Below are 25667 nucleotides of genomic sequence, written 5' to 3' on the forward strand. Positions count from 1 at the left end.
GCGGTTGGGGGCGATCGGGAGTGCGCCCACAGCTCAGAGCCCCGCCAGCACCCGCGTCATCTCCGCCACCGTCTCCAGCCGCGTGTCGCGCAGGCCGTCGGCCACGAAGCCCAGTTTGTAGGCGCGGTCGGCGTGGCCGTGGGCCAGGCCGTCGGTCGCCGCGCCGCTGCACGAGCCGTGCACCTCGCTGACCCCGGTGCGGGCCACCAGCTCGGCGACATTGGCCGGATTGACCCCGCCGCCGGCCAGGATGGCGATGCGGCGGTCCGCCTGGGCCACGAGGTCGGCGATCAGTTCCGCCCCGGCCATGGCCGTCTGGGCCGCGCCCGAGGTCAGGATGCGCTCGAAGCCCAGTTCGACGGCGGTCTCCAGGGCGGCGGCCGGGTTGGGGACTAGGTCGAAGGCCCGGTGCAGCGTGACGCCCAGGCCGGCGGCGTGGCCGACCAGCAGGGCCAAGGCCTCGGCGTCGAGCTCGCCCGAGGGCCGGTTGGCGCCGATCACCACCCCGGCCAGGCCCGCGGCCCGCACCGCGTCGATGTCCCGGCGCATCGCGTCCAGGTCGGCCGGGCCGTACTGGAAGTCGCCCTGGCGCGGGCGGATCATCGGGTAGACCGGAATCGCCGCCGCAGCGGCCTGGGCGATCAGTCCGGGGGCGGGCGTGAGCCCCTGCAGGGCCAGGGCCGCGCAAAGTTCGATCCGATCCGCCCCGCCCTTGATCGCCGCCGCCAATCCGGCGGGCGTATCCACGCAGACTTCCAGGATTAAGCGCTTGGACATCTTCGCCTCGCTTCGGGCCATGCTAGGGATTGGCCACGCCGCCTTGGAGCACAGAGATGATGAATCGCAGAGGGATAATCGGAGCCTCGATGGCCGGATCGGCCCTGCTGGGCGCCCGCGCCGCAGCGGCGGCCGCCGCCGACGCGCCCGGCGAGACCCGGCTGTCCAAGCCCTGCGTGGTCTCGACCTGGGACTTCGGGGTCGCCGCCAACCAAGCGGCCTGGGCGGTGCTTTCCAAGGGCGGCCGGGCCCTCGACGCGGTCGAGGCCGGGGCCCGCATCCCCGAGGCCGACCTGAAGAACCACAGCGTCGGCCGGGCCGGCTATCCCGACCGCGACGGCCACGTCTCGCTCGACGCCAGCATCATGGACGACCACGGCAACTGCGGCGCGGTGGCGGCCCTGGAGCACATCGCCCACCCCATCTCGGTGGCCCGGGCGGTGATGGAAAAGACCCCGCACGTGCTGCTGGTCGGGGCCGGGGCCCTGCAGTTCGCCCTGGAGCAGGGCTTTCCGCGCGAGGAGCTGCTGACCGCGGACTCGCGCGCCGCCTGGGAGGCCTGGCGCAAGGAGGCCAAGTACCAGCCCAAGGCCAATAGCGAGGTCGGCGACTACGGCAAGACCTCAGGCCAGCTGGGCACGCCGGGCGGCAAGGGCAATCACGACACCCTGGGCATGCTGGCCCTCGACGCCGACGGCAACCTGTCGGGGGCCTGCACCACCAGCGGCATGGCCTGGAAGCTGCGCGGCCGGGTCGGCGATTCGCCGATCGTCGGGGCCGGGCTCTATGTCGACAACGAGGTCGGCGCAGCCACCTCGACCGGGGTCGGCGAGGAGGTGATCCGCAATGTCGGCAGTTTCCTGGTCGTCGAGCTGATGCGCCAGGGCCGCTCGCCCCAGGCCGCCTGCAAGGAGGCGGTCGAACGCATCCTGAAGAAGAAGCCGGCCGCCAAGGACATCCAGGTCGGCTTCCTGGCCATCAACAAGCAGGGCGAGGTCGGGGCCTGGGCGATCCAGAAGGGCTTCACCTACGCCCTGTGCGACGCCGCCCGCCAGGACCGGGTGCTGCCGGGGGCGAGCACCTATTAGGTGCACGCCGCGGCGAGACGAAGGGACGCTAGACCGGGCCTCACGCCACGCCGAGCGCCCGGGCGGCCAGCCACAGACCGCCGCAGATCACCGCCCAACCGACCGCCAGGCCGAGTTCCGGATTGTTCTGCCACCACTGGCGCGGCGCGCCCAAGAGCTTGTGTCGCATCTGTCCCTCCCCAGGGCCTGTTACCGCTATCCTGCCTGAGCGGCCGTGCTGCGCAAGCAACCTGCGGTGGCCTGCGACGCTAAGGCGATCGAAGCCGCCGGCGCCTTGCCCCGCTCGGAGCCCATGCTAGCCTTGGTTGCCTAAGAAAACGGGAGGACGGCGCATGGCCAGGGTCAGCTATCTGACGGTGGGATCGAACAGGCTCGACGAGGCCAAGGCCTTTTACGACGCCCTGCTGGGATCGATCGGCATGAGCGGGGTGTTCGAGCATCCCTCCGGCGGCCGGCTCTACAAGGGCAAGGGCACGGGTCTGTTCGGGGTGCTGGGGCCCTATGACGGCAATCCCGCCTGCGTTGGCAACGGCATGATGGGCGGCTTCGACTTCGAGAGCCGCGAGGCGGTCGACGCCTTCCACGCCAAGGCCCTGGCACTGGGCGGACGATGCGAAGGTCCGCCGGGCGAGCGCATGCCCGGCGCCTATTTCGCCTATTTCCGCGATCTCGATGGCAACAAGCTCTGCGGCTACAAGTTCGGCTGAGGCGCGACTTCCGATCGGGGGCCGGGCCCCCATATCCTCGCCCAGGCGCCATGCCGGCGCCGGCGAGGAGCGTTTCCCATGGGCATGGATATCAGCGGCCGCACAGCCTTGGTCACCGGGGCGTCGTCGGGCTTCGGCGAGGCCGTGGCCCTGGGCCTGGCGCGGGCCGGGGTCAAGGTCGCCCTGGCCGCACGGCGCGAGGATCGCCTGCAGGCCCTGGCCCGGCGGATCACCGAGGCCGGGGGTGAGGCCCAGGTCATCGTCGCCGACTTCAGCGACGAGGCCCAGGCCCAGCGCGCCGTCCGCGAGACCGAGGCCGCCTTCGGCCGGCTGGACATCCTGATCAACAACGCCGGGGTCATGTACCTGGAGCCGGTGGCCAGCGCCGACCTGGCCCGCTGGCGGTCGATGATCGAGCTGAACCTGCTGGGCCTGATCGCCGCCACCCAGGCCGCCCTGCCCGGCATGACCGCTCGCCAGGACGGCCATATCGTCAACATCGCCTCGACCGCCGCCCACGTCTCCAATCCCCTGGCCGCCGCCTATTCGGCCACCAAGTTCGGCGTGCTCGGCTTTTCCGAATCCCTGCGCAAGGAAGTCCACAAGAGCAACATCCGGGTCACGGTGATCTCGCCCGGCATGGCCGCCACCGAACTGCGCGACCACATCGCCGTCGGGGCGATCCAGGCCACCATCAACGAGGCCGCCGCGGCCATGCGTCAGCTGACCGCCGAGGACGTCGCCGACGCCATCCTCTACGCCGTCACCCGCCCGGCGCACGTGACCATCAACGAGATCCTGATGCGCTCCACCGACCAGGAGCGGTAGGCCCGTTTTGACCCAGTTCCGCCATGATGCGGGCCTAGCCAACGATCCCTCGCCGAAGGAGTCCGCCATGCGCGTGATCTGGGAACGAATGAGCGTCGTGGTGTTCAGTGGGGCCGCCTGGCTGCTCGTCCTGCTGGGCGCGCCGCACCTGCTCCACGCCTTGCGAGGCCCACCGCAGCTGATGGCGCACGCCAGCGTCGGCCGGCGTCGCGACCAGGGCTGAGCGGTTCCCGCGCATCGACGGATTTAGACCTCGGCCGCGAATAGGCTAGAAGGCGCGGGTGAGCCGCGCCGCCCTCCTGTCCCTGACCCTGACCGACTTTCGCTCCTACACGCACGCGACCCTGCGGCCGGAGGGGCGCAGCGTCTATCTGTTCGGAGCCAACGGCGCGGGCAAGACCAACCTTCTGGAGGCGGTCAGCCTGCTGTCGCCCGGCAAGGGCCTGCGCGGGTCGAGCCTTACCGAGGTCGGCCGTCGGCTGCCGGGCGAGGCGACCGGCCGGGCCTGGGCGGTGGCCGCCGAGGTCCAGTCCGCGGACGACGCGCCCGTGCGGCTGGGTACGGGGGTCGAGCAGGCGGGCGCGGCGCGGCGCCTTGTCCGCATCGACGGCGAGACCGTGCCGCCGGGCCGGCTGTCGGACCATGTCCGCCCGATCTGGCTGACCCCGACCCAGGACCGGCTGTTTCTCGAGGCCGCCTCGGAGCGCCGCCGGTTCTTCGACCGCCTGGTGTTCGCCGGCGAGCCGGCCCACGCTCGCCACGCCAACGCCTATGACAAGGCCCAGCGCGAGCGCATGCGGCTGCTGACCGACGCCGCCGAGACCGGTGTGCCGGCCGACCCCGCCTGGCTGGCGGCCCTTGAGGCGCGGCTGGGTCAGGCCGGAAGCCTGATGGCCGACGCCCGGGTCCGGACCCTGCTGGCCCTGCAGGCCGAGATCGACGGGCGCGGCGGCCGGCCCTTTCCGCGCGCCCGGCTGTCGCTGACCGGCGAGTGGGAGCAGTTGGCGCTGGACGGGGTCGAACCGGCCGAGATCGAGCTTCGCCTGGCCGCCGCCCTGGCCGCCGCCCGGCCGCGCGACGGGGCGGCCGGACGCGCCCTGACCGGTCCGCATCGCGGCGATCTGGCCATCGTTCATGCCGACAAGGACCGTCCGGCCGCCGAATGTTCGACCGGCGAGCAGAAAGCGCTGATTCTGAACCTGGTTTTGGCCCAGGCGGCGCGACTTTCTCGTGCGAAGGACGCGCCGAATCCTATACTGTTGCTCGACGAAGTCGCCGCGCACCTCGACCTGAAAAGGCGGGCCGCCCTGGCCGACGAACTCACGGCGCTCGGACTCCAGGCCTTTCTCACCGGCACGGACGAGTCGCTGTTCGACCACCTGAAGGGTCGGGCTCTGGGCGTTCGCGTCAGCGAACTCGGCCTGACCGCATTGGAAGACTGATGAGCGAAGAGACCAAAGGCCCGCAAGCAGACCAATCCGGCGACCGCCTGACCACCGAGGACGGCTCGCAGATGTCAGCCCCCGAAGTGATGGGCGGCGAGTACAGCGCCGATTCGATCAAGGTGCTCAAGGGCCTGGACGCGGTGCGCAAGCGTCCGGGCATGTACATCGGCGACACCGACGACGGCTCGGGCCTGCATCACATGGTCTATGAGGTGGTCGACAACGCCATCGACGAGGCCCTGGCCGGCCACGCCACCAAGGTGGAGGTGATCCTCAACGCCGACGGCTCGGTGACGGTCACCGACGACGGCCGCGGCATCCCGGTCGACATCCACGAGGGCGAAGGCGTCTCGGCGGCCGAGGTCATCATGACCCAGTTGCACGCCGGCGGTAAGTTCGACCAGAACAGCTACAAGGTCTCCGGCGGCCTGCACGGCGTCGGCGTCTCGGTGGTCAATGCGCTCAGCGACTGGCTGGAGCTGAAGATCCACCGCAACGGCCACAGCTACCAGATGCGCTTCGAGCGCGGCGACGCGGTCAGTTCGCTGAAGGAAACCGGGGATTCGCCTGTGCGGGCCGACGGTCCCAAGGCCGGCGAAACCCTGACCGGCACCGAGGTGACCTTCTTCCCGAGCCTGGAAACCTTCGCCTTCATCGAGTTCGACCGCAAGACGCTGGAGCACCGCCTGCGCGAGCTGGCCTTCCTCAATTCCGGCGTGACCATCTATTTCCGCGACCTGCGCGACGCCGAGCCGTGGGAGGAAAAGCTGCATTACGAGGGCGGCATCGAGGCCTTCGTGCGCCACCTCGACAAGGCCAAGACCCCGCTGCTGAAGACGCCGATCGTCATCCGCGGCCGCAAGGACAAGGTCGAGGTCGACCTGGCCCTGTGGTGGAACGACAGCTACCACGAGCACATGCTGTGCTTCACCAACAACATCCCGCAGCGGGATGGCGGCACCCACCTGTCGGCCTTCCGCGGGGCCCTGACCCGGATCATCACCAACTACGCCGAGAGCTCGGGCATCACCAAGAAGGAGAAGGTCAGCGTCGGCGGCGAGGACGCCCGCGAAGGCCTGACCTGCGTGCTGTCGGTCAAGGTGCCGGACCCCAAGTTCAGCTCGCAGACCAAGGACAAGCTGGTCTCGTCCGAGGTCCGCCCGGCCGTCGAGGGCCTGGTGCAGGAGGGCCTTGCCACTTGGTTCGAGGAGCATCCGAACGAGGCCAAGGCCATCGTCGGCAAGATCGCCGAGGCCGCCGCCGCCCGTGAAGCCGCCCGCAAGGCCCGCGAACTGACCCGCCGCAAGAGCGCCCTCGACATCACGTCGTTGCCGGGCAAGCTCGCGGATTGCTCCGAGCGCGACCCGGCCAAGTCCGAGATCTTCATCGTCGAGGGCGACTCGGCCGGCGGCTCGGCCAAGCAGGCCCGCAACCGCGACAACCAGGCCGTGCTGCCCCTGCGCGGCAAGATTCTCAATGTCGAGCGGGCCCGCTTCGACAAGATGCTGTCGTCCGACCAGATCGGCACCCTGATCACCGCCCTGGGGGCCGGCATCGGCCGCGACGACTTCAACCCGGACAAGGTGCGCTACCACAAGATCGTGCTGATGACCGACGCCGACGTCGACGGCGCCCACATCCGCACCCTGCTGCTGACCTTCTTCTACCGGCAGATGCCCGAGCTGATCGAGCGCGGCTACATCTACATCGCCCAGCCGCCGCTCTACAAAGCCGCCAAGGGCAAGTCGTCGCGCTACCTGAAGGACGACTTCGAGATGGACGCCTTCCTGGTCGACGAGGGCGTCGAGGGGGCCGAGCTCGACCTGGCCACCGGCGAGCGCCGCACCAGCCAGGACCTGCTGGCCCTGGTCCAGCTGTGCCGCTCGGCCAAGGGCAATATCGACCGCCTGTCGCAGCGCGCCCCGGCCTTCGCCATCGAACAGGCCGCCCTGGCCGGCCTGTTCGGCGACCAGCCCGACATCGCCGCCGCCGCCAAGCGTCTTGATCTGTATGCGGAGGAAGGCGACGGCCCATGGTCCGGCGAGCGCGGCGACACCGCCTATGTCTTCAAGCGCATCCGCCGCGGCGTCACCGAGAGCGTGGTGCTGGACGACGGCCTGCTGCACGCCGCCGACGCCCGCCGCTGGGCCGAGAGGGCCACGGCCCTGGCCGAGGTGTTCTCCGGCGCGGCCGTGTTCCGCCGCAAGGACAAGTCGACGACCGTCCGTGGTCCGCTCGACCTGCTGGGCGCGGTGCTCGACGCCGGCCGCAAGGGCCTGTCGATCCAGCGCTACAAGGGTCTGGGCGAGATGAACCCCGACCAGCTGTGGGAAACCACCCTCGACGTCGAGGCCCGCACCCTGCTGCAGGTCCGGGTCAACCACGCCGACGACGCCGACGACATGTTCAGCCGACTGATGGGCGACTTGGTCGAACCCCGCCGCGAGTTCATCCAGGAGAATGCGCTCGACGCCGAGGTGGACGTCTAGGGCGCATCAACGCCTCTTCTTCGGCCAGGCCGTAAGGTTGTGCAGCTCCATATACTCGCTATGATGTAGCCAGTATATGGAGCGAGCAATGGGTCAGCCCGCGGCGAGAATCGGCGATATGCACGTCTGCCCGATGTTCGATGGGCCAAAGCCCCATGTCGGCGGCCCGATACTTCCGGCGTGCGAGCCGACTGTCCTCACCGGAGGGTTGCCTCAGGCGCGCGTCACGGACAAATGCGTCTGCGCCGGCGTGACCGACGTCATCATCAAGGGCTCCGCGACGGTCTTCGTGGGCGGCCTGCCGGCAGCTCGGATGCTCGACGCCACCGTGCACGGTGGAATGATCATGATGGGTTTGCCCACCGTGCTCATCGGAGACAGCGGCGGCGCTGGTGGCGGCGGCGGTAGCGGCGGCGGTTCCGCCATTTTCGGCGCGGAGCCGGCGGCGAGCGCGCTGGCCGCGGCGTCGCTGCCCTGCATGAAATCGGCGGCCAAGAGCGGAAGCGCGTTCGTCGCCCCGTGACGGAGCCGACGCCACAACTGCTGCAGGAGATCGGCGATCTTCCGCACGAGCGCTTCGTGGTGCTCGACGGCGCGCTGTTCAACGACCTGCCAAGGGAATTGGCCGCCGTTGGACTGGGCGGGCGACCGCTCTATTTCGAGGGCGCCGACGTCGACATCATCAAGGCCGGCCCCTTCCTCATTCGCCTCGCCGCCTATGACAGCGCTCAACGTCTGCTGAACCTCGTCGGCGATCGTCGGACGGGGGTCTTCTGGTCGTCGCCGGCAGGCATGGACACGCTGTACCGCCATCTGCGGAGGCTCAACATGGTGCAGATCGCCCTCGTCCATGAGCCGCGACAAGACTCCGATTTCCAGACCGTGCTCTTCCGCCATGCCGATCCCAATGTGATCGCGACGATGGTCGCCGTGATGGACGCGGATCAGAAGCGTGAATTCCTGGGACCATCCCCGGCGGTCGCCTACAGCGCCGGAAGCCTCGGCGGCGTGCGCGTGCTGCGAGCCGGAGCGTGACATGCTGAGGTTCACCAAACAGCAGTCTCAGGCGCCGCTCCTGTTCGATCGGCAGGCGCTGATCCTGGACGTCGAGGAGCATCTGGCCGAGCGATTCCCGCAGATGACGGCCGAAGTCCCGCGCGGCTACCTGTGGGCGCTGATCAACGAATCCATCCGCATCGCCCTGTGGATGCGGATCTACGATGTCGAGCACATCCGCTTCTTCTGCGCCCTGCGCTGGGAGTTTGCGCCGGGCTTCTATCGCGAGCCGCGCCTCTGGAAGGTCCTCGTCGATTTCGCCAGGAGCGAGGCCGAGCGGATGGATGCACTTGGCGAACCAAGAATGGAAGACGCCTGGCAGGCGGCGATCGCGGCCAGGAGCGTCGACCATTGGGATGATCAACCGGAAACCCTCGCGCCATGACAGAGGCCTATAACGACGCGCTGGCCGAGCAGGCCAAGCAAGGCGTCTGGGCGACCCTCAAGGAGGAAGCCGTGAACCTGTCGGCGGTCGAAAAGGCCTCGCTGGTGGCCGATATCGCCGGCATCTTCGATCCGACGCCGATCAGCGACGGCGTCGGCGGCGTGCTGTCGCTGGCCCAGGGGGACTTTCTCGGCGCCGGCCTGTCGGTGGTGGGCATGATCCCCTATGTCGGGGACCTGGGAAAGATCGCCAAGATCGGCAAGCGCGCACCACGGACCGCCAAGATCCTCAAGCAGATCCTGACCAAGGGCGATGATGTCGCCAAGGCTGGCGAAAAGTTCCTGCGCAACAACTTCACGCTCAAGCAGATAAGGGCGGCGCGCGAGCAGGCGACCAAGCGGGTGCGCGAGGCGCTGCTCAAGGCGCGTAACGAGATACCCTGCAAGGACTGTGCGAAGCTGAAGAACGGGGGCAAGAAACAGCTCCAGATGCCGAGCGGCAAGAACGGGGGCAAGTGGAAGACTCCCGACGGCCTGCCTCCGAAGAACGGCAACGGCGCCTACACCTTCGATACGCCCGTGGAACTGCCCGACGGGCGGAAAGTCTCTTCCATCGAATATCGCGACGGCTTTCCCAATTTCGACAAATACACGGTCGACGGGAAGCACACCCTATGGGAGGTGTCGGGCAACGCCAATACCGACGCCAATCGTCTCACCCAGCAGATGCGCGAGACGAATCCCGGCTACAGACCGCCCGACCCCGATGATTACGTCTTGCACCATTTCGAGGACGGCCAGGTCGGCTATGTGCCCCGGACGATCCACGATCGCGGCGAAGGCGGCGTGGCCCACTCGGGGGGCAACACCATCGTCAACAACGACCTGTTCTAACGAAGATCTCATCGACGACGGGGATTTGCGATGCTGACACTACCCGCTCCGATCTTGGCCATGACCCAGCGCGAGACTTTTGCCAAGGCCACGCTGGACGACGTTCAGATGATCCGCAGCCTCCCGCCCCTGCCGGTGCCGGAAAGCTATATCGAGCTGATCACGCGACATGGTTATCTGAAGTTCGATCCCATCGACGATCCGTGCCGGTTCGACTGGGAATATCGCGAGCCTGAACTGTCGATGCAATTTGAGTCCAACCTCGCCAGCTTCATGTCCGCCACACGCGTCAAACGGTATTACACCGGTCTTGTCCTTGCCGAGGACGAGGGCCTGCCGAAGTTTCCGAATTTCATGCTGCCGATCGGCACCAATCTGGGGCAGGACAATATTCTGCTTGAGTGCGGCGGCGAGAGCGATCGGATCTGGTTCTGGGAATTCCAGGGCGACGCCTGGGGAGAAGGAAACAATGTACGCCTTGGCTTCGTGGCGAACACGCTGAACGAGTTCCTGCACAAGCTCCGCGTTCCTGAAGGCTGAAATTGCACCCGGCGCTACTGGACAGTCAGGGGGGACTGGGCCTGGATCCCGCGTTCGTCCCTTTGTTCTTTCAGCATCCGACCTATCGGATGCGGGTCGACATCACCGGCGACGTCCCACGTCTCATCGAACCGCCGCCCAGGGCCTGGGCCGCGCCATTCCCGCTGTTCTTGAAGCTGGGGGCAAAGTCCTGGCGCGATTGCGGGGCCTTGCGGACAATTTCGGAGCAGCAAGGCTTCCTGCCCTCGGTCGAAGCCATGTTCTCGCGGCTCAGCAACAGCCAGAAGCGCTATCTGGCGCTGGTGCGATCCTCGCACGAGCAGCTTGACCTGACGCTGTTCCGCTATGTCGATTTCAGCGACGTCAGCGAAGCCCGATGGCGCGTCCAAGGCGGCAAGGCGGTGCTTTCAAGCTGCTGCCTGCGCGGATCGTCGGCAAGGCATGCGCGCGCCAGCCATCAGCTGATGCGAGACCTGGCGGCCTCGACCGGCCTCGCCCTCGGCGTGGACGCCATCGTCGACCTCGCCCTTCAGCCTTGCGGCAGGGTTTCCATACTGGAGATAAATCCGCCGATGGCGGCTTTGCGCTCAAACGCCGAGGCGAGAATCCGTTGACCTGAAGGCGCCGCAAGGCCGCGCCCGCGCCTTGTCCGACCTGGCCGCCGGCGAACCGATCCATGCTGCGCCTCCTTTCAGAACCGGCGATCGGACCTGTTTACATCCGCAAGAGCGGCCTTCCGCTCAATCGTCCGTGAAATAGTCGGCGATCGCCGCGTCAACTGGCTCCAGTTCGAAGTTCGGCGAGGCGGCGCGGTCGAGAGCGTGGCGGATCTGCCAGGCGCTGCGGCCGACATGGACGCCCATGGCCAGCAGCTCGGCGATGATCGCCGCCCGGGTGGCCTCGTCGACCGACCGGTTGTTCTCCAGCCGCGCCTGGTCGAGCCGCCAGCCGAAATAGGGGTCGGTCGTCAGCTCGATCACCGCACCGGGGGCCGGCAGCCATTCATAGATCGCGCAGCGGCGATCGACCGCGGCGTCGACATAGTTGGCCAGGCAGTTGCGATAGCGCCGGGCCGCCTCGCGGATCGCCGCCGCCGTCTCCAGCGGCTTCAGGCGTTCGGTGCCGGGATAGGGCGGCGGCGGCAGGTCGCGGCGGAAGTCGTCGGCCACCAGGCTGAACAGGGCCTTGGCGGTGGGCGCGCGGGTCCAGGCCGCGATCCGCTGGGCCAGGACGTCGGTCGGCAGCCGGCGGCTGAGCAGGGCATGGGCCTCCGCCAGCAGCTTGGCCTGGGCGGCGCTGACCCGCACGGCCGCGCCGCCGGCCTCGCGCAGCGGCTGGGGCAGGGCGCTCAGCGTGCGGACCTGGGCCGGGTCGATGCGGTCGGCATGGCGCAGGGTCTTGGCCGGCTTGGGGTCGGCCAGCAGAGCGACCAGGGCGCGATAGTCCTCCGGCGCCCAGGCGATCTCGCCCAGCCGCTCGAGGGCCCGGACCAGCCCGTCCGGGGCCGGATCGACGACCAGCCGCACCGCCTTGCGCAGCGGCGCCTCGAGCAGCCGGACCAGGTCGACGGGCGCGCCGCCGCCGGAATCGCCGGCCAGGGTCAGGCAGATCAGGTGCCGCCGCGCGGTCGGGGCGGTGACGAAGGGGGCATGCGGCGCCGGCCACAGGGCGGCCAGCACCTCCGCATAGGCGGGGGCGATCAGGCGCAGCAGGGGCGAGGCGACCTCGGTCGCCCGGGTCAGAACAAGGGTGGACATCATCAGCTCCCGGCGGCGGCCGGGATGCGGCCGCCTTAGCGGATCGTCAGGACTCGAACGGAGGCGGCGGCCGGCTCGCAGGACGCGCGCCATCGCAACCCGATCGGGGGTTCGTGCGGCTGTGCGGCGTCATGGGTCATGCGAGAAGGCGGCTCCGGCGCGGGGATAAACGGCGGTGCTGATCTCACGAACGCGAGGTCTGGACAAGGCTTGCGACCGTACATTGCGTTCGAGGCGGAAGAGGCGTGGCTGCGGCGCCACGGTTCGGCGAACGCGGCGCCGGCGTTCCGCGCGCCAGATTCCGCTTGCCCCGCGGCAGTTCATAGCTATCTATATAGCGAGCTATGTTTATGATCCCGAGAGACCGATCATGACCTCCGACACCCTCGCCGAGCTGGGCGCGACCTTCCTGGGCAGCCGGATGAAGCGGCTGGCTGATCGGCTGCAGACCGACGCGGCGGCGATCCTGCAGGCCATGGACCTGCCGATCCAACCGGCCCAGCAGCAGTTCCTGGCGGTCCTGCGCCGCGAAGGCCCCCAGACCGTCGGGGCCATCGCCCAGCACCTGCGGATCAGCCAGCCGACCGCCACCCGGGCCTTGCAGACCCTGGTCGAGCAGGGGCTGATCGCCATGAGCCGCAAGGGCCGCGACCAGCGCCAGAAGACCCTGACGCTCAGCCCGGCCGGACAGGCGCTGATGGACCGGCTCGAACGCGAGCTGTGGCCGCGCGTCGAGGCGGCGGCAGTGGCCCTTTGCGGCGGCCGGCACGCAGCCCTGCTAGAAGAGATCGCCACCATCGAGGCCGAGTTCGACCGCCGCTCGCTGTTCGATCGCGTCATGGATGCGCCGCCGGCCATGACCGTGCGCGACTTCTCCGACGACCTGGCCGAGGCCTTCTATCGGATCAACGCCGAATGGATCGGCGAGATGTTCGCGCTCGAGGACACCGACGTCACCCTGCTGTTCCAGCCCCGCGAACTGATCGTCGAGCCGGGCGGGGCGGTGCTGTTCGCCCAGACGCCGGACCTCGGCGTAGTCGGAACCTGCGCGATCATGCGGATGAAGGACGGTTGGTTCGAGCTGACCAAGATGGGGGTGCTGAAGGCCGCGCGCGGCCGCAAGGTCGGCGAGTTCCTGCTGGCGGCGGCGCTGGACAGGGCCCGCGCCATGGGCGTCGCCGACCGGCTCTACCTGCTGACCAACCGCAAGTGCGCGGCGGCCATCCACCTCTACGAAAAGCTCGGCTTCGAACACGATGCGCAGATCCTGCAGACGTTCGGCGGCCGCTACGAGCGCTGCGACGTGGCGATGACGTTCAAGCCGCGATAATCGACGCTAGGACGAGACCCGCGCCGCCACCGCCTTCAGCACCTCGCGGGCCGCGTTCGGGTCCAGCCGCACCTGCAGGCCGCGCTGGCCGCCGTTGATATAGACGCGATCCTCGGCCAGGGCGTCGGCCTCGATCACCACCGGCAGCGGCTTGCGCTGGCCGAACGGGCTGATGCCGCCGACCTTGTAGCCGCTGATCCGTTCGGCGTCGGCCGGCTTCATCATCTGGGCCGACTTGCCGCCGACCGCCGCGGCCAGCTTCTTCATCGCCACCTCGCGGTCCGACGGCGCGACCACCAGCACCGGCTTGCCGTCGACCAGGGCCATCAGGGTCTTGAGCACCCGGCTGGGCGTTTCGCCCAGGGCCTGGGCGGCATGCAGGCCGATGCTTTCGGCGTCGGGATCGTAGTCATAGGCGTGGACCGTGAAGTCGACGCCGGCCTTGGCCAGGGCGAGGGTCGCGGGCGTAGTGCGGGACATGGCCCACTATAGCCAGGGCCGCCCGCCGCCCGCCAGCCTCACTTGGGCCATCTCATTTCGGACAGATGGCGTCGCCTTCGTTCGAGGCCAGCCGCACCTCGGTGACCGACAGGGTCAGGACCCCGTCGGCGCCGACGACGAACGGCGCGGTGACATGGTCCATCTTCGCCCCGGCCGCCTGGAAGCAGGACAGCTTGATCTTGACGCTGCGCCATTCGGCCGGCGGGGCGGCCTTGAGCAGGGCGGTGACGTCCAGGGTTCCGGCGCAGGCCTCGCCGCAGCCGATGCTCATCGTCACCGGCCGGGTCGGGGCGGTGTCGACGCGGTAGCGGACCATCACCGCCATGTCGCCGGTGGTCTGGCGCGACAGGTCGACGGGCGGGCCCTCGATCGCCAGCCGTCCTGGTCCCTGCCCGGTCCAGGTCGCCTGGCGGCCGTTCTCCTGGGCCCCGGCGTCGATCGCCTTGACCGCGCCGGCCCCCGAGAAGCTGATCATCCACGGCGGCGGCGCGCGGCCGGCGACGAAATAGCGGTCGACGCTGCCGGTCGCGGCCACGGCGCCGGGGTCCTCCGACAGGGTCCCGACCTGGCCCCCATGGACGTAGGACAGGCCATAGCCATAGGCGAACTGCGGGTCGTAGCCGGGCTGGCCGCGATTGAGCGGGCCCTGGTCGGCGCGCTTGGGCCAGGAGAAGCCCAGCTTGCCCTGGAAGTCGCGGCGGGGCTTGCCGTCCTTGCCGGCCACCAGCACGTCGGCCACCCCGCCGCCTTCGCTGCCCGGCAGCCAGGCGGCGACGAAGGCGTCCGAGGCGTTGATCTCGGGATTGGTCCACAGCGGCCGACCCGACAGGAACACCGAGACCACGGGGATCCCCTGGGCCTTCAGGCGCTTGATCAGGGCCAGATCGGTCTTGTCGCCCGGCTGGTATTCGAGGTTGGCCAGGTCGCCCTGGAACTCGGCATAGGGGTCCTCGCCGAACACCACGATGGCGACGTCGGGCTTGGTCTTGAACTGGCCGTCCGGCGCCAGCTCGGCCTCGCCGCCGCCGGCCTTCACCGCCTCCTGCAGACCGGCCCAGATCGACTGGCCGTGCGGGAAGTCGCTGTTCCTGTTGCCCGTGCCCTGCCAGGTCAGGGTCCAGCCGCCGGCCGCCTTGCCGATGTCGTCGGCCGCCCCGGCCACCAGCACCCTGGCGCCGGGCTCGATGGGCAGCACCCCCTGATTCTTCAGCAACACCAGCGACTTGGCCACCGCCTCGCGGGCGATCGCCCGGTGCGCGGGCGCGCCGAGCTGGTCGAACCGCCCCTGGGTGGCCGGCGCGACGCGGTCGAACAGCCCGGCCTTGACCTTGACCCGCAGGATGCGGCGGACGGCGTCGTCCAGCCGCGCCATCGGGATCTGGCCGCTCTTGACCTGGGCCAGGGTGTTGTCGAACAGGCCCTTCCAGCTGTCGGGGGCCATGTACATGTCGAGCCCGGCGTTCATCGCCTGGGGACAGCTGACATTGGAGCAGCCGGGTAATTGTCCGTGGGCGTTCCAGTCGCTGACCACGAAACCTTCGAAGCCCATCCGGCCCTTGAGCACGTCGGTCAGCAGGCTGCGGTTGCCGGCGAGCTTCTGGCCGTTCCAGCTGGAGAACGAGGCCATCACCGTCAGGATGCCGGCGTCGATGCTGGGCGGATAGCCCTGGGCGTGGATCCGGACCAGCTCGTCTTCGGCGATCTTCGCGTCGCCCTGGTCGCGGCCGTCCTGCGTGCCGCCGTCGGCCAGGAAGTGCTTGGCCGAGCCGGCGATATGGCCGGCGGCCAGGGGCTGGTCCGGCTTCAGCTCGCCCTGCAGGCCCAGGGTCATAGGGCCGGAATAGGACTTCACCACCTCGGGGTCCTCGGCATAGCCCTCGTAGCTGCGGCCCCAGCGGTCGTCGCGCGGCACGGCCACGGTGGGGCCGAAGGTCCAGTCGCCGCCGGCCGCCGCGACCTCCTGGGCCGTGGCCTCGCCGATGCGGCGGATCAGGGCCGGGTCGCGCATCGCGCCCAGGCCGACATTGTGCGGAAAGATCGTCGCGCCGACGATGTTGTTGTGGCCGTGGACGGCGTCGATGCCGAACAGGATCGGGATCGGCGTGTGGCCGGGCCGCTTGGCCAGGGCCTGGGCGCGATAGGCGTCGATCAGGTCGGTCCAGGCCTTGGGCGGCGCGCGGTCATTGCCGCCCGGCGCCGAATTGCCGCCGGCCAGGATCGAGCCCAGCGGATATTTCTCCAGGTCGGCCGGAGTCATCGAGGCGATGTCGCCCTGGATGGTTTGGCCGACCTTCTCCTCCAGGCTCATCCGGCTCATCAGTTGGCTGACGAGGGCTTCGGTCTTGGCGTCGGTGAACGCCTTGGGGCTGGCGGCGGCCGGCCACAGGGCCGGATGGGCCAGGCTGTTCTGCCGCGCCCAGGCGGGGGCGGTCAGGCCGGTCGAGGCGACGAGGACCGAAATCAGGATACGGCGGAAGCGGACGGTCATTCGACACCTTCGAGGCACGGTGTGGCAAAGGATCGGCGCGGCGGGGAGAACGTCGCCGCGCCGAAGTTGGGGGTCCCCTGATCAAAGGGGATCCAGCCGCGCCCGCGCTGGAGGGGGTCGAACGAAGGCGCGTCATCCCCGCCGACGGATCGGCGCTGGAGCGGGATAGGGGTGGACGGGCGGAGGCGCGCGCCATCGGGCGCGAACGGGCGTGGAGGCTTCCTTCCCTTGGCCGGGACCCTGCGGCCCTCTCGATCTGATGACTGCACCATGAATTGACAGCGCTGTCTATATCTTTCAGATAGCGGTAAATTGAGGCGGGCGCGCCGCATCAGGCGATCACGGCGTCCGCGGCCCACATGCCATGGCGTTTGAGGTAGTCGGCGTGGTTCGGCATCGCCTCGACCCGGCGGGCGATCTGGGCCTTCATGCCGCGGAAGCCGTTGGCGATCGCCCGGCTGTCATGGCCGGCCACCAGGGGCGTGTAGGACCGCGGCCGGATGTTCTGCCCCAGCAGCACGGCCAGCCAGGAGGTGGGGGTGAACATCTCGTCGGGGCCGATGACCAGCTGGCCGCGCTCGCGGAACAGGGCGATCCGCTCGGCCAGGGAGTCCGGGATCGGCATGTCGCGCACATAGCGCCACAGGTCGCCGTCGTCGCGGTCGGTGGCGTGGTAGTGCAGGATCAGGAAGTCGCGGATCGTTTCGGTGTCGGCCTGGATGCGGCGGTTGAAGGCGTCGCGGTTGGCCGGCGAGAAGCTGCGGTCCGGGAAGTGCTGCAGCAGCTTGTTGATGCTGGCCTGGATCAGATGGATGCTGGTCGACTCCAGCGGCTCCAGGAAGCCGCTGGACAGGCCGATGGCGACGACGTTCCGGTCCCAGGTCTTGCGCCGCCGGCCGGTGGTGAACCGCAGCAGCCGCGCCTCGGCCAAGGGCGGGCTTTCGAGATTGCCCAGCAGCGCCTCGACCACTTGGTCGTCGGCGATGAACTGGCTGGAATAGACATAGCCGTTGCCGACCCGGTGCTGCAGCGGGATGCGCCACTGCCAGCCGGCCTCGCGGGCCGTCGAGGTGGTGAACGGCGACAGCGGTCCGCGCCGCTCGCAAGGGACCGCCGCCGCGCGATCCATCGGCAGGTAGGACGACCAGTCATCATAGCCGGCCTTCAGCGTCTGTTCGATCAGCAGGCCCTTGAACCCCGAGCAGTCGATGAACAGCTCGCCCTCGACCCTTTGGCCGGACTTCAGCTGGATGGCGGTGACGAAGCCGGTCTGCGGGTCCTGGTCGACGGCGACCACCTCGCCCTCGGTGCGCGCCACGCCCAGGCCCTGAGCGAAGCGGCGCAGATATTGGCCGTAGAGGATGGTGTCGAAATGATAGGCCGAGCCGAAGGTGGACATCGGATCGCGCGGATCGTCGCTCTGGCGATCGAACCGGCCGGCCTGCGCCGCCTGGGCGCACAGCGAATAGTCCGATAGGGCGAGCGGCTCGCCGGCCAGGCTCAGCTTCAGCCAATACTGGAAGAAGTGGCCCATCTCCGGATTGAGGCCATAGACGCCGAACGGGTGGAAATAGCGGTCGCCGGCCCGGCCCCAGTCCCGGAACTCGATGCCGAGCTTGTAGGTGGCCTTGGTCTCGCGCATGAACTCGGCCTCGTCCAGGCCCAGCATGGCGTTGAACAGACGGATCGGCGGGATCGTCGCCTCGCCGACCCCGACCACGCCGATGTCCTGGGATTCGACGACTTGAATCTGGCAGCGGCGGTCGAGGCCCCGGGCCAGGGCCGCGGCGGTCATCCAACCGGCGCTGCCGCCGCCGACGATGACGACCTTCGAAATCCATGCATCGTCCGACATCGGAGCATTCCTCGATCCGGGCGCCGCCGCGCGAGGCGGAGCCCGCCTATCCATGACCGGCCCCGGCCTCGAAATCCAGGCGCCGGCCATGGTCAGCCCTACCGGCTGCGTCCGGTCTCCCGGACGCAGCCGGCCCCCAGCCCTAGCCGCCGAAGCGGTAGCGCACGCCCAGCGACACGCGGCGGTCGCCCGACACGAAGCGCAGGGGCAGGTCGGGGAACTGCAGATAGGCCTTGGAGTCTTCCTTGGTCAGGTTCGACCCTTCGAGCGTGACCTTGAGGTCCGGAGTGACCTCGTAGGCGACCTGGCCATCGAGCTGGCCATAGGCCTCGTTGTAGATGCCAAGCTTGTGCTGGTCTGCGCCGGAGCCGAAGCTGAAGCGGCCCTGATAGGCCTTGTCACGCCAGGCGTAGGACAGGCGGGCCGAGAACGGCCCCTTCTCGAAATAGCCCTGGACGTTGAAGGCGTGCTTGGACACGCCGGGGATCGGCAGGTTGTCGGAGAAATCGGTCTCCTCGGGCGAACTGGAGTCCGAGTAGGTATAGTTGGCGGTGAAGCCCAGGCCGTTCTCGAAGGCGTACTGCGCCTGGAGCTCGGCCCCCTTGATCGTGCCGCCTTCGCCGTTGATGACCGTGTTGAACGTGCCGACCGAAGCGCCCGCCGCCGACTGGTCCTTCACCGTGATCGAGGAGGTGTCGGGGACGATGAACGAGTCGATCGTCTTGTAGAACACGCCGGCCGAGATCAGGCCCTGCGAGCCGAAGTAGTGCTCCCAGGCCAGGTCGAACTGAGACGCGCGGAACGGGTCGAGGTTGGGATTGCCGCCGCTGCCGTTGGTGTAGAGGAACTTGTCGAAGTTCGGCCCCGGGGTCGACGAACGCGTGAAGTTGTAGGACGCGCCCTGACCCAGGTCGAACAGGTTCTGGGCGGCCACGACGCGGGCGGCGGTCGCCCGGACCTTGTCGGTCTCATTGATGTTGAAGACCGCGTTCACGCTGGGCAGGACATCGGTGTATTCGCGCACCGTGCGGGCCGAGTCGGGGTTCTTGAGGATGCCGTTCCAGCTGTCGGTGCCCCACCACAGCGGGGTGACCGGCGTGTTGGACGAGTCGATGGTCAGCTTGGTGTGAACCACCCGAACGCCGGCGTTGATGTGGAAACCCTCATCGCCCATATCGGCCATCAGATAGCCCGAGGTCGTCTCGTCCTTGATTTTGAAGGACTCGATCGGATCGCGGTAGAAGGCGAACTTGGTCGAGGGATACAGCGCCTGGATCCAGTTCACCGGGTTCTTCATCTGCCCGTAGTCCTGGAACAGAGCCGACACCCCGTGGACGTTGTCGGTGACCACCCGGCTCGCGGCCGAGGCCGCCGTCTGATAGGGCGTGTTCACCGCGACCGAGTTACCGAAGCGCGAGCAACCGTAGAAGGCGATGTCGCACTTCTTCAGGCCGATCGCGCCGTCCTGGAAGTAGCCCAGTGGAGTCCAGTCGACGAACACGCCGTGATCGGTCGTACCCTGAGCGCTGGCGGGCAGTTCGCCCTTGCCGGACAGGTCGTTCAGGTAGCGGCCGTAGTCGGAGTCGACCTTGTTCTCGGAGTAGCGGCCGCCGAAGCTGAGCACCAGGCCGCCACCTTCGCCGAACTCCGGCTTGTACTTGAAGTCGGCGGTCAGAGCCTTGTCGTCCAGCTTGGACTTGTCGCCGAACGCCCAGTGCGACTTGAAGAACACCGAGCTGGGCGTCGTCATGGCCGCCGCCAGGGCGGCGTTCGGCGTGAACATCGGATAGTCGCCGTTGGCATAGCCGTAGGTCGCCGTCAGCGGGGCGGTCGCATTGGGCGCGAAACCGGCGACGCCGTCACGCACCGTGTACTGCGTATAGCGCGTGTCGACCTGGCCCGAGGTCGAGGCGTAGTCGGTCTTGGACCAGGCGGCGCGGAACTTGCCGCTCAGCCGGCCGCCATTGTCCCAGTCGCCCGAGAACTGGAGGTTGTCGGTCTTGGCCTTGGCCTTCTTGGCGAAGGTGTCGCCTTCCGACGAATTGGCGGTGACGAAGCCCGACTGCAGGACGCCGTTGTTGTCGATCGACAGGCCTTGCGAATTGTAGGTCGCGTTCTCGTTGGCGTAGGCCCACTTCAGCGAGTGTTCGCCGGTGAAGATCTTCAGGTCCGAGTGGAACCAGTCGGCGCGCAACGACAGCGAGTCGGAGACGTCCCAGTCGGCGTTCAGCGAGAAGGCCGTACGCTCGCGCTCCTGGTGACGGTTGTTGGTGTAGCGGTATTCCGGCGACCAGACATTGGCCGTGCCCGTCTGGACCTGGTTGTTGCCGGTGGCCGTGGGCCGGTTCAGATAGGCCCAGCCGCCGCGATTCTCGCCGCTCAGCACCTCGGTGTCGACGAAGTTCTTGTCGTAGGACAGGCTGCCCAGCAGGGCGAAGTTTTCGCTGAACTTGTGACCCAGCACCACCGAGACGTTGGGTTCGAGCTTGCCGTTGGTCGAGCCCTTGTTGCCGCGGACGTCGGCCGAGAAGGTGAAGTCGCCGCGCACGTCCAGCGCGTTGCGGGTCTTCAGGTTCACCGTGCCGCCAAGGCCGCCTTCGATCTGGTCCGCCTGGGGCGACTTGATGACGTCGACGCCGGCCAGCAGGTCCGACGGAATGCCTTCGAGCGAATTGGTCTGCTTGGCGTTGCCTTCGCCGAGGCGGAAGGCTTCGAGACCCGACAGGAAGGTGTCGCTGTTCAGCAGCGTGACGTTCTGGTCCAGGCCGCGAATCCGGACCTTGGTGCCCTGGCCGTTCTCGCGGTCGATCTGCACGCCGGGCAGGCGTTGCAGCGATTCGGCGATGTTCTGGTCGGGGAACTTGCCCATGTCCTCGGCGGTGATCGACTCGATGATCTGGTCCGAGTTCTTCTTGAGGGTCAGCGCATCGGCGAGCGAGGCGCGGAAGCCGGTGACCACCACCGCCTCAACCTCCGATGAGTCCTTGTCCGGCGGCGTGGCGGTCTGGGCCAGAGCCGGGCCGGCGCCGAGCAGCACCATGGCCGACGCGGCCGACAGCAAGGCCGTACGTGATCGATAACACTTTGTCGTCATTGTGTATTCCCCTGGATTTCAGCAGCCGTTCTCGCTCTCGTTCAGCCAAGCCGAACGAGCCAAGACGCAGAGAGTTGAGGGATGCTGATGCATCCTCCCGCAAGGTTCCGACCTTTTTTGCAAGCCGGTGACCTGAACCTATGAGGGTACGACAGCGCTGTCAATCCGCTCTGTCAAATTCCGAAACCGATTTCTGTTATGGGATGTGTCAGGCGCGCGTTTTCAGCGTCCGCGCGATCGCCGCCAGGGCGACGGGCTCCATCACGCCATAGCCTTCGAGCGTGGGATGGACGCCGTCATAGGCCAGGCCCGGCTTCATCGCGGCCTGGCCGTCGTCCATGATGGCGGGGTAGTCGGCCAGGCCATGCCCCTGGCTGCGGGCGAAGGCGGCGATCCAGGCGTTGAGGCGCGGAATCTCCTGATCCGGATGCAGGGCCGGCCGCCAGGGATAGCGCGCCGCCGGCGTCAAAGCCGCGAGGATCACCTTGACGCCATTGGCCCGCGCCAGGGCTGCCATGGCCTGAAGATTGTCGCAGGTCGCCCGCGGGTCATAGGGCCCGGTATTGCCGGCGATGTCGTTGGTGCCGGCCAGAATGTGCACCGCCGCCGGCTTCAGGGCGATCACGTCGGGCCAGAACCGGACCAGCATCTGGGCGGTGGTCTGGCCGCTGATGCCGCGTCCCAGGAAGCCGTTGTCGGTGAAAAAGGCCTGCCGCTTGTCGAACCAGCCCTGGGTGATCGAGTCGCCCATGAACACCACCCGCCGCCGGGCGTCCGGCAGGCCGGCGTCGGCGGCGTTGGCCTCGCGATAGCGCGCCAGCCACGGCCAGTCGTTGTGCAGCCGCTCCTCGGCGGCCGCCTGGGGCGAGGTCGCCGCTGGGCCCTGGACCTGGGCCTGGGTCTGGGCGCCCGAGGCCATCAGCGGGGCGGACATACCGGCCGCCAGCAACATCCTGCGATTCAGCATCACTTCACCCCCGCCACGGCCGGCTTCACGTTCCAGCCCCGGAGTTCGACCCTGGCCCAGGCGACCGGACCGCCAGGATAGCGGATTTCCACCGTCCGTCGCTCGCCCGGCAGCAGCGAGACATAGTTGTCGGCGTAATAGGCGGGCAGGATGCGCGCGCCCTTGCCGTCGACCAAGGTCAGCTTGCCGGTCAGGGCCGGGGCCGAGCCGGTGTTGACCAGCGACACGGCGACCACCGTCTCGTCTCCCGCCCGGGTCGAGCGGGCCGCGATCGACACCGGCTGGGCGGCCATGTCCGACAGCTTGCGGCTGCTCTCGGCGTCGCGGGCCAGCCAGTAGAGATTGCTCGACAGCGGCGCGCCGTCGGCGGCGGCCAGGTCCAGCCGCACGATCAGCGCGCCCTGGGCGGTCAGCAGGTCGGCCAGGTCCAGGATCTCGCCCTGGGCCACGCTGTTGGCGGCCGCGTCGATGCGGCTCGAGCGCTCGGCCAGCGACTTGCCGTCCAGCCCCAGCACCCGGGCCCGCAGGGTCGCCCCGGCGATCGGGGCCAGGCTGTTGTTGACCGCCTCCAGCCGGTGGTCGGGCAGGCTCATCTGCACGTGGACCTTTTCCGCCGCCTTCTGCGTCCCGTAATGGGCCGCGTGGGTGTCGTAGTCGTGGCTGAGGATCTGCCACATGGTGCTGGGCCAGGCCGGCTGCGTCATCCACAGCAGGCGGCCGGACGACTGGGTCCACAGCTGGGCGTTCATGCCCTCGAAGATCGCCCGGTGGGTGTCGTAGTTCATCAGCTGGGCCTTGCGCTCGAAGTCCTCGAGGCTGACGGCCGGACCCAGCTTGGCGGCCATGGCGTCCATGAAGGTCTTGGTCGCGCCGTTCCCGGTCGCGTGCCAGTCGTGATAGGCCCAGGCGTCGCTGATCGGCCAGCGGTCGGCGGCCGGGACCGCCGCCTCGAAGGCCTCCAGGGTCGGGAAGGACGGCGTGCCGACCTCGACCGAGAAGCCCTTGGCGTGCTCGGTGAAATAGGTCTCCGGCTCGCGGTAGTTATAGGGCCCGCTGTTCTGCAGGTTCACGCGATTGGAGCTGCCGGTGTACCAGCGCGTGCCGTCCAGGTCGTGGACCAGCTTTTCCAGCCCCTCGTTGAGGATCGGCTGCGGGATTCCCTCGTTGCGGCCGAACCACAGGGCGATCGAGGGGTGGTTGCGATAGCGGCTGATGACGTCGGCGGCGTTCTTCAGGAACAGCGGCACGTCCTGCGGCTCCAGCTGGAAGTCCTGGGTCGAGGCCCAGAAGTCGTTGAGCACCAGCAGGCCGTACTCGTCGGCCAGGTCGTAGAACACGTCCTCGGTGTTCTGCCCCACCCAGTTGCGGATGATATTAAGGTGGGCGTCGCGGTGCAGGCGGAAATAAGGCTCCAGCCGCTGGCGCGACACCCGCTTGCGCCAGTCGTCCGTGCCCCAGTTGCCGCCGCGGGCGGCGATCTTCACGCCGTTGACCTTGAGCACCAGATAGGGCGTCAGGCCGGTGTCGGGAACGTCGCGCACCGCCGGCGAGGTCTCGCCGACCTTGGTCAGCGAGGTCGCCCAGCCGTCGGCGACCTTGCGCACGCCCTCATGGCTGCCGTCGGTGATGTCCTGGCCCAGCTGGCGGGCCTTGGCGAAGTCGACCTCGACCCGCCGCAGGTCGCCGTCGCTGTCCATCAGCGACAGCTCATAGGTCATCTGCCGCATGCCGAACCGGCTGTCCTGCCGGTCCGAGACCTGGCCGTCGACGAGGGTCGTCAGGGCCAGCTTGTGCAGGGCCGGCTCGCCGTAGCCGTTGGGCCACCAGAGCTTGGGATTCCTGACCGACAGCTGCGGGAACTCGGCCGGCGAAAACCGCACCTCGCCGGCGCCCGGGGCCAGGGTCGCGGTCTTTTCGACCGCCACGTCGTCGAAGGCGGCGCGGACAGTGACCTGGACCGGAGCGTCGCTCAGGTTCTCGACCGGCGCGGTGATCTCGACGTCGGCCTGGCTGTTGTCGGCTCTGGGCAGGGTGGTGACCACATGGCTGTCGCCCAGGCGCGCCGCACCGGTCGAGCGCAGCACCACGTCCTGCCACAGGCCGGTGTTGCGGTCGCGGACGCTGGGAATCCAGTCCCAGCCCTCGCTGGCGATGAAGGTCGGGCCGTCGAGGGCCTGCATGCCGCCATTCTCGCCGACCCCGGCCGTCAGCGACTCCTCGTGGGCCAGGCCTGGATGCGGCGGCGGCGAGATCTTGACCGCGACGGCGTTGCGCGCCCCGGGCTTCAGCCTGCCCGTGACGTCGAAGCGGCCGCGGACGAAGGCCCCCTCGATGTCGCCCAGCTTCTCGCCGTTCAGCCAGACCTCGGCGGCGTAGTTGATCCCCTTGAAGACCAGCTGCTGGTGGCGGCCCGCAGGCTCGGCCGGCGCGTCGAACTCGGCGCGGTACCAGTAGGCCTGCTTGTTCAGCGATTCCGGGATGGCGGTGTTGTTGAGGCCGTAGTCGGGGTCGGGATAGACGCCGCGGTCGACCAGGGTGGTCAGCACCGTGCCAGGCACGGTGGCGGGGTACCAGGCGGCGGCGTCGTAGCCGAGCTTTGACAGCGCTGTCCCGTCAGCCGTGACTTTCGGCGCCTCGACCAGGGACCAGCGGGCCACGATCCAGGCCCGGTCGCCATCCGCGCGCAGGGCCGGGCCGGCATAGGGCGGCGTGGCGACGGGCTTGGAGATCGCCGCCTTGCTCTTGGGCCGGGTCCAGGCGTCCTGCGGCGTGACCTGGCCGTACATCTGCCGCACCTGCACCGGCCAGGACGGGCTGCCGCTCTCGAACACGGTCAGGGCCGGATCGGGCTTGGCGGCCGCCAGGGTCTTGAGCTCGGCCGGGGTCAGGGCCCGGTCCTCGGCGGTGAAGCCGGCGATCTGGCCGCCGAACGGGACGGTTCCGGCCAGGTGGCGCGGCCCCAGCTGCATCACCGCCGCCGGGGCGATCGCCGCCGCCGCGCCCTCCCCCACCTTCTCCCCATCGACATAGAGCGACACCTTGCCGCCGTCCGACACCGCGGCCAGGTGGCGCCAGGCGCCCGGCTTCAACGCGCCCTGGCCGCTCACGGTCGCCGCGCCCGTCCACAGGGCCGGCGCGCCGTCGTCCAGCGCCAGGAAGCGGCCGCCGGCCGCCGGGTCGCCGACCCCGGCCACCACGACGCGGCCGGCCGGCACGGTCGAAGCCTTGACCCAGCCCTGCAGCGACCAGGGCCCCTCGGCCGGCAAATGCGCGCCCGGCGCCAAACCGGCCAGGGGCTTGGCCAGGCCGTCGCCGCCGCGCGGCAGGTCGGCGTTGTAGGGGCCATAGGCGGACGGGGTCTGGGCGCCCGCCGCGGCGGCGATCAGCCAGGCGCAGGACGCCAGCAGCGGCAGGCGCGAGGCGCGTCGAATAAACCGGGTCGTCATCTGGTTTCCTCCTCTGGGGGG

At 68.8% G+C, this 25667-nt stretch carries 22 protein-coding genes; 13 read left to right on the forward strand and 9 right to left on the reverse strand.

Features of this window, described 5'->3' with window-relative positions:
• Nucleotides 1-33: 33 nt before the first annotated feature.
• Nucleotides 34-777 (reverse strand): copper homeostasis protein CutC, encoded by a 744-nt coding sequence (locus ACIPQB_RS03130; protein WP_446483733.1) that lies wholly within the window; start codon nt 775-777, stop codon nt 34-36.
• A 56-nt stretch (nt 778-833) separates the two neighbouring features.
• Between ACIPQB_RS03130 and ACIPQB_RS03135 the strand changes: the two genes are divergently transcribed.
• Nucleotides 834-1865, forward strand: a complete 1032-nt coding sequence (locus ACIPQB_RS03135; protein WP_446483734.1) for a N(4)-(beta-N-acetylglucosaminyl)-L-asparaginase — start codon at nt 834-836, stop codon at nt 1863-1865.
• A 40-nt stretch (nt 1866-1905) separates the two neighbouring features.
• Here ACIPQB_RS03135 and ACIPQB_RS03140 read toward each other — a convergent pair whose 3' ends face one another.
• Nucleotides 1906-2034: a hypothetical protein gene (locus tag ACIPQB_RS03140; protein WP_446483735.1), complete on the reverse strand. Its 129-nt coding sequence runs from the start codon at nt 2032-2034 to the stop codon at nt 1906-1908.
• Between the two features lie 163 nt (nt 2035-2197).
• Here ACIPQB_RS03140 and ACIPQB_RS03145 point away from each other — a divergent pair, with 163 nt between their 5' ends.
• From ACIPQB_RS03145 to ACIPQB_RS03195, 11 genes are all read left to right on the forward strand, one after another.
• Nucleotides 2198-2572 (forward strand): VOC family protein, encoded by a 375-nt coding sequence (locus ACIPQB_RS03145; RefSeq protein WP_446483736.1) that lies wholly within the window; start codon nt 2198-2200, stop codon nt 2570-2572.
• 78 nt (nt 2573-2650) lie between these two features.
• A complete protein-coding gene (locus ACIPQB_RS03150) occupies nt 2651-3400 on the forward strand; it encodes an SDR family oxidoreductase (protein WP_446483737.1) in 750 nt (249 codons plus the stop codon).
• 67 nt (nt 3401-3467) lie between these two features.
• The gene (locus tag ACIPQB_RS03155; RefSeq protein WP_446483738.1) at nt 3468-3623 is read left to right on the forward strand and encodes a hypothetical protein; all 156 of its coding nucleotides are present in this window, start codon (nt 3468-3470) and stop codon (nt 3621-3623) included.
• Between the two features lie 58 nt (nt 3624-3681).
• A complete protein-coding gene (gene recF / locus ACIPQB_RS03160; RefSeq protein WP_446483739.1) occupies nt 3682-4842 on the forward strand; it encodes a DNA replication/repair protein RecF in 1161 nt (386 codons plus the stop codon).
• Nucleotides 4842-7334 (forward strand): DNA topoisomerase (ATP-hydrolyzing) subunit B, encoded by a 2493-nt coding sequence (gene gyrB, locus ACIPQB_RS03165; RefSeq protein WP_446483740.1) that lies wholly within the window; start codon nt 4842-4844, stop codon nt 7332-7334. Before recF ends, gyrB begins: the two co-directional genes overlap by 1 nt.
• Nucleotides 7335-7422: 88 nt before the next feature.
• Nucleotides 7423-7857, forward strand: coding sequence for a PAAR domain-containing protein (locus ACIPQB_RS03170; protein ID WP_446483741.1), 435 nt, complete (start codon nt 7423-7425; stop codon nt 7855-7857).
• On the forward strand, nt 7854-8369 hold the full coding sequence (locus tag ACIPQB_RS03175; protein WP_446483742.1) for a DUF4123 domain-containing protein: 516 nt from the start codon (nt 7854-7856) through the stop codon (nt 8367-8369). Before ACIPQB_RS03170 ends, ACIPQB_RS03175 begins: the two co-directional genes overlap by 4 nt.
• Nucleotide 8370: 1 nt before the next feature.
• A complete protein-coding gene (locus ACIPQB_RS03180) occupies nt 8371-8775 on the forward strand; it encodes a hypothetical protein (RefSeq protein ID WP_446483743.1) in 405 nt (134 codons plus the stop codon).
• The gene (locus ACIPQB_RS03185) at nt 8772-9668 is read left to right on the forward strand and encodes a hypothetical protein (protein ID WP_446483744.1); all 897 of its coding nucleotides are present in this window, start codon (nt 8772-8774) and stop codon (nt 9666-9668) included. The genes ACIPQB_RS03180 and ACIPQB_RS03185 overlap by 4 nt, the downstream gene beginning before the upstream one ends.
• 60 nt (nt 9669-9728) lie before the next feature.
• Nucleotides 9729-10208: an SMI1/KNR4 family protein gene (locus ACIPQB_RS03190; RefSeq protein WP_446483745.1), complete on the forward strand. Its 480-nt coding sequence runs from the start codon at nt 9729-9731 to the stop codon at nt 10206-10208.
• Nucleotides 10209-10297: 89 nt separating this feature from the next.
• Nucleotides 10298-10822 carry a hypothetical protein gene (locus ACIPQB_RS03195; RefSeq protein ID WP_446483746.1) on the forward strand — a complete coding sequence of 175 codons (525 nt, stop codon included), beginning with the start codon at nt 10298-10300 and terminating at the stop codon, nt 10820-10822.
• 126 nt (nt 10823-10948) lie between these two features.
• On the opposite strand, the gene ACIPQB_RS03200 is transcribed toward ACIPQB_RS03195, so the two are convergent.
• Complete coding sequence (locus ACIPQB_RS03200) at nt 10949-11965, reverse strand: hypothetical protein (RefSeq protein ID WP_446483747.1); 1017 nt, start codon at nt 11963-11965, stop codon at nt 10949-10951.
• Between the two features lie 370 nt (nt 11966-12335).
• On the opposite strand from ACIPQB_RS03200, the gene ACIPQB_RS03205 reads away from it, so the two are divergent.
• On the forward strand, nt 12336-13295 hold the full coding sequence (locus tag ACIPQB_RS03205) for a bifunctional helix-turn-helix transcriptional regulator/GNAT family N-acetyltransferase (RefSeq protein ID WP_446483748.1): 960 nt from the start codon (nt 12336-12338) through the stop codon (nt 13293-13295).
• 6 nt (nt 13296-13301) lie between these two features.
• Here the strand turns inward: ACIPQB_RS03205 and ybaK are convergent, their stop codons facing one another.
• From ybaK to ACIPQB_RS03235, 6 genes are all read right to left on the reverse strand, one after another.
• Complete coding sequence (gene ybaK / locus ACIPQB_RS03210; RefSeq protein WP_446483749.1) at nt 13302-13775, reverse strand: Cys-tRNA(Pro) deacylase; 474 nt, start codon at nt 13773-13775, stop codon at nt 13302-13304.
• A gap of 52 nt (nt 13776-13827) precedes the next feature.
• On the reverse strand, nt 13828-16284 hold the full coding sequence (locus ACIPQB_RS03215; protein ID WP_446483750.1) for a glycoside hydrolase family 3 protein: 2457 nt from the start codon (nt 16282-16284) through the stop codon (nt 13828-13830).
• Between the two features lie 331 nt (nt 16285-16615).
• Entirely contained in the window at nt 16616-18139 is a 1524-nt protein-coding gene (locus ACIPQB_RS03220) for a tryptophan halogenase family protein (protein ID WP_446483751.1), read from the reverse strand.
• Nucleotides 18140-18281: 142 nt separating this feature from the next.
• Nucleotides 18282-21233, reverse strand: coding sequence for a TonB-dependent receptor (locus tag ACIPQB_RS03225; RefSeq protein WP_446483752.1), 2952 nt, complete (start codon nt 21231-21233; stop codon nt 18282-18284).
• 208 nt (nt 21234-21441) lie between these two features.
• Complete coding sequence (locus ACIPQB_RS03230; RefSeq protein WP_446483753.1) at nt 21442-22200, reverse strand: SGNH/GDSL hydrolase family protein; 759 nt, start codon at nt 22198-22200, stop codon at nt 21442-21444.
• Nucleotides 22200-25646, reverse strand: a complete 3447-nt coding sequence (locus ACIPQB_RS03235) for a glycosyl hydrolase 2 galactose-binding domain-containing protein (RefSeq protein ID WP_446483754.1) — start codon at nt 25644-25646, stop codon at nt 22200-22202. The genes ACIPQB_RS03230 and ACIPQB_RS03235 overlap by 1 nt, the downstream gene beginning before the upstream one ends.
• Nucleotides 25647-25667: the final 21 nt, after the last annotated feature.

The organism is Caulobacter sp. LARHSG274 (genome assembly GCF_052871235.1).

What these genes read in the sequence shown, in the direction of transcription:
- ACIPQB_RS03130 (WP_446483733.1), bottom strand. Translation starts at nt 777, where the DNA reads ATGTCCAAGCGCTTAATCCTGGAAGTCTGCGTGGATACGCCCGCCGGA.
- ACIPQB_RS03135 (WP_446483734.1), top strand. Translation starts at nt 834, where the DNA reads ATGATGAATCGCAGAGGGATAATCGGAGCCTCGATGGCCGGATCGGCC.
- ACIPQB_RS03140 (WP_446483735.1), bottom strand. Translation starts at nt 2,034, where the DNA reads ATGCGACACAAGCTCTTGGGCGCGCCGCGCCAGTGGTGGCAGAACAAT.
- ACIPQB_RS03145 (WP_446483736.1), top strand. Translation starts at nt 2,198, where the DNA reads ATGGCCAGGGTCAGCTATCTGACGGTGGGATCGAACAGGCTCGACGAG.
- ACIPQB_RS03150 (WP_446483737.1), top strand. Translation starts at nt 2,651, where the DNA reads ATGGGCATGGATATCAGCGGCCGCACAGCCTTGGTCACCGGGGCGTCG.
- ACIPQB_RS03155 (WP_446483738.1), top strand. Translation starts at nt 3,468, where the DNA reads ATGCGCGTGATCTGGGAACGAATGAGCGTCGTGGTGTTCAGTGGGGCC.
- gyrB (WP_446483740.1), top strand. Translation starts at nt 4,842, where the DNA reads ATGAGCGAAGAGACCAAAGGCCCGCAAGCAGACCAATCCGGCGACCGC.
- ACIPQB_RS03170 (WP_446483741.1), top strand. Translation starts at nt 7,423, where the DNA reads ATGGGTCAGCCCGCGGCGAGAATCGGCGATATGCACGTCTGCCCGATG.
- ACIPQB_RS03180 (WP_446483743.1), top strand. Translation starts at nt 8,371, where the DNA reads ATGCTGAGGTTCACCAAACAGCAGTCTCAGGCGCCGCTCCTGTTCGAT.
- ACIPQB_RS03185 (WP_446483744.1), top strand. Translation starts at nt 8,772, where the DNA reads ATGACAGAGGCCTATAACGACGCGCTGGCCGAGCAGGCCAAGCAAGGC.
- ACIPQB_RS03190 (WP_446483745.1), top strand. Translation starts at nt 9,729, where the DNA reads ATGACCCAGCGCGAGACTTTTGCCAAGGCCACGCTGGACGACGTTCAG.
- ACIPQB_RS03195 (WP_446483746.1), top strand. Translation starts at nt 10,298, where the DNA reads ATGCGGGTCGACATCACCGGCGACGTCCCACGTCTCATCGAACCGCCG.
- ACIPQB_RS03200 (WP_446483747.1), bottom strand. Translation starts at nt 11,965, where the DNA reads ATGTCCACCCTTGTTCTGACCCGGGCGACCGAGGTCGCCTCGCCCCTG.
- ACIPQB_RS03205 (WP_446483748.1), top strand. Translation starts at nt 12,336, where the DNA reads ATGACCTCCGACACCCTCGCCGAGCTGGGCGCGACCTTCCTGGGCAGC.
- ybaK (WP_446483749.1), bottom strand. Translation starts at nt 13,775, where the DNA reads ATGTCCCGCACTACGCCCGCGACCCTCGCCCTGGCCAAGGCCGGCGTC.
- ACIPQB_RS03215 (WP_446483750.1), bottom strand. Translation starts at nt 16,284, where the DNA reads ATGACCGTCCGCTTCCGCCGTATCCTGATTTCGGTCCTCGTCGCCTCG.
- ACIPQB_RS03220 (WP_446483751.1), bottom strand. Translation starts at nt 18,139, where the DNA reads ATGTCGGACGATGCATGGATTTCGAAGGTCGTCATCGTCGGCGGCGGC.
- ACIPQB_RS03225 (WP_446483752.1), bottom strand. Translation starts at nt 21,233, where the DNA reads ATGACGACAAAGTGTTATCGATCACGTACGGCCTTGCTGTCGGCCGCG.
- ACIPQB_RS03230 (WP_446483753.1), bottom strand. Translation starts at nt 22,200, where the DNA reads ATGCTGAATCGCAGGATGTTGCTGGCGGCCGGTATGTCCGCCCCGCTG.
- ACIPQB_RS03235 (WP_446483754.1), bottom strand. Translation starts at nt 25,646, where the DNA reads ATGACGACCCGGTTTATTCGACGCGCCTCGCGCCTGCCGCTGCTGGCG.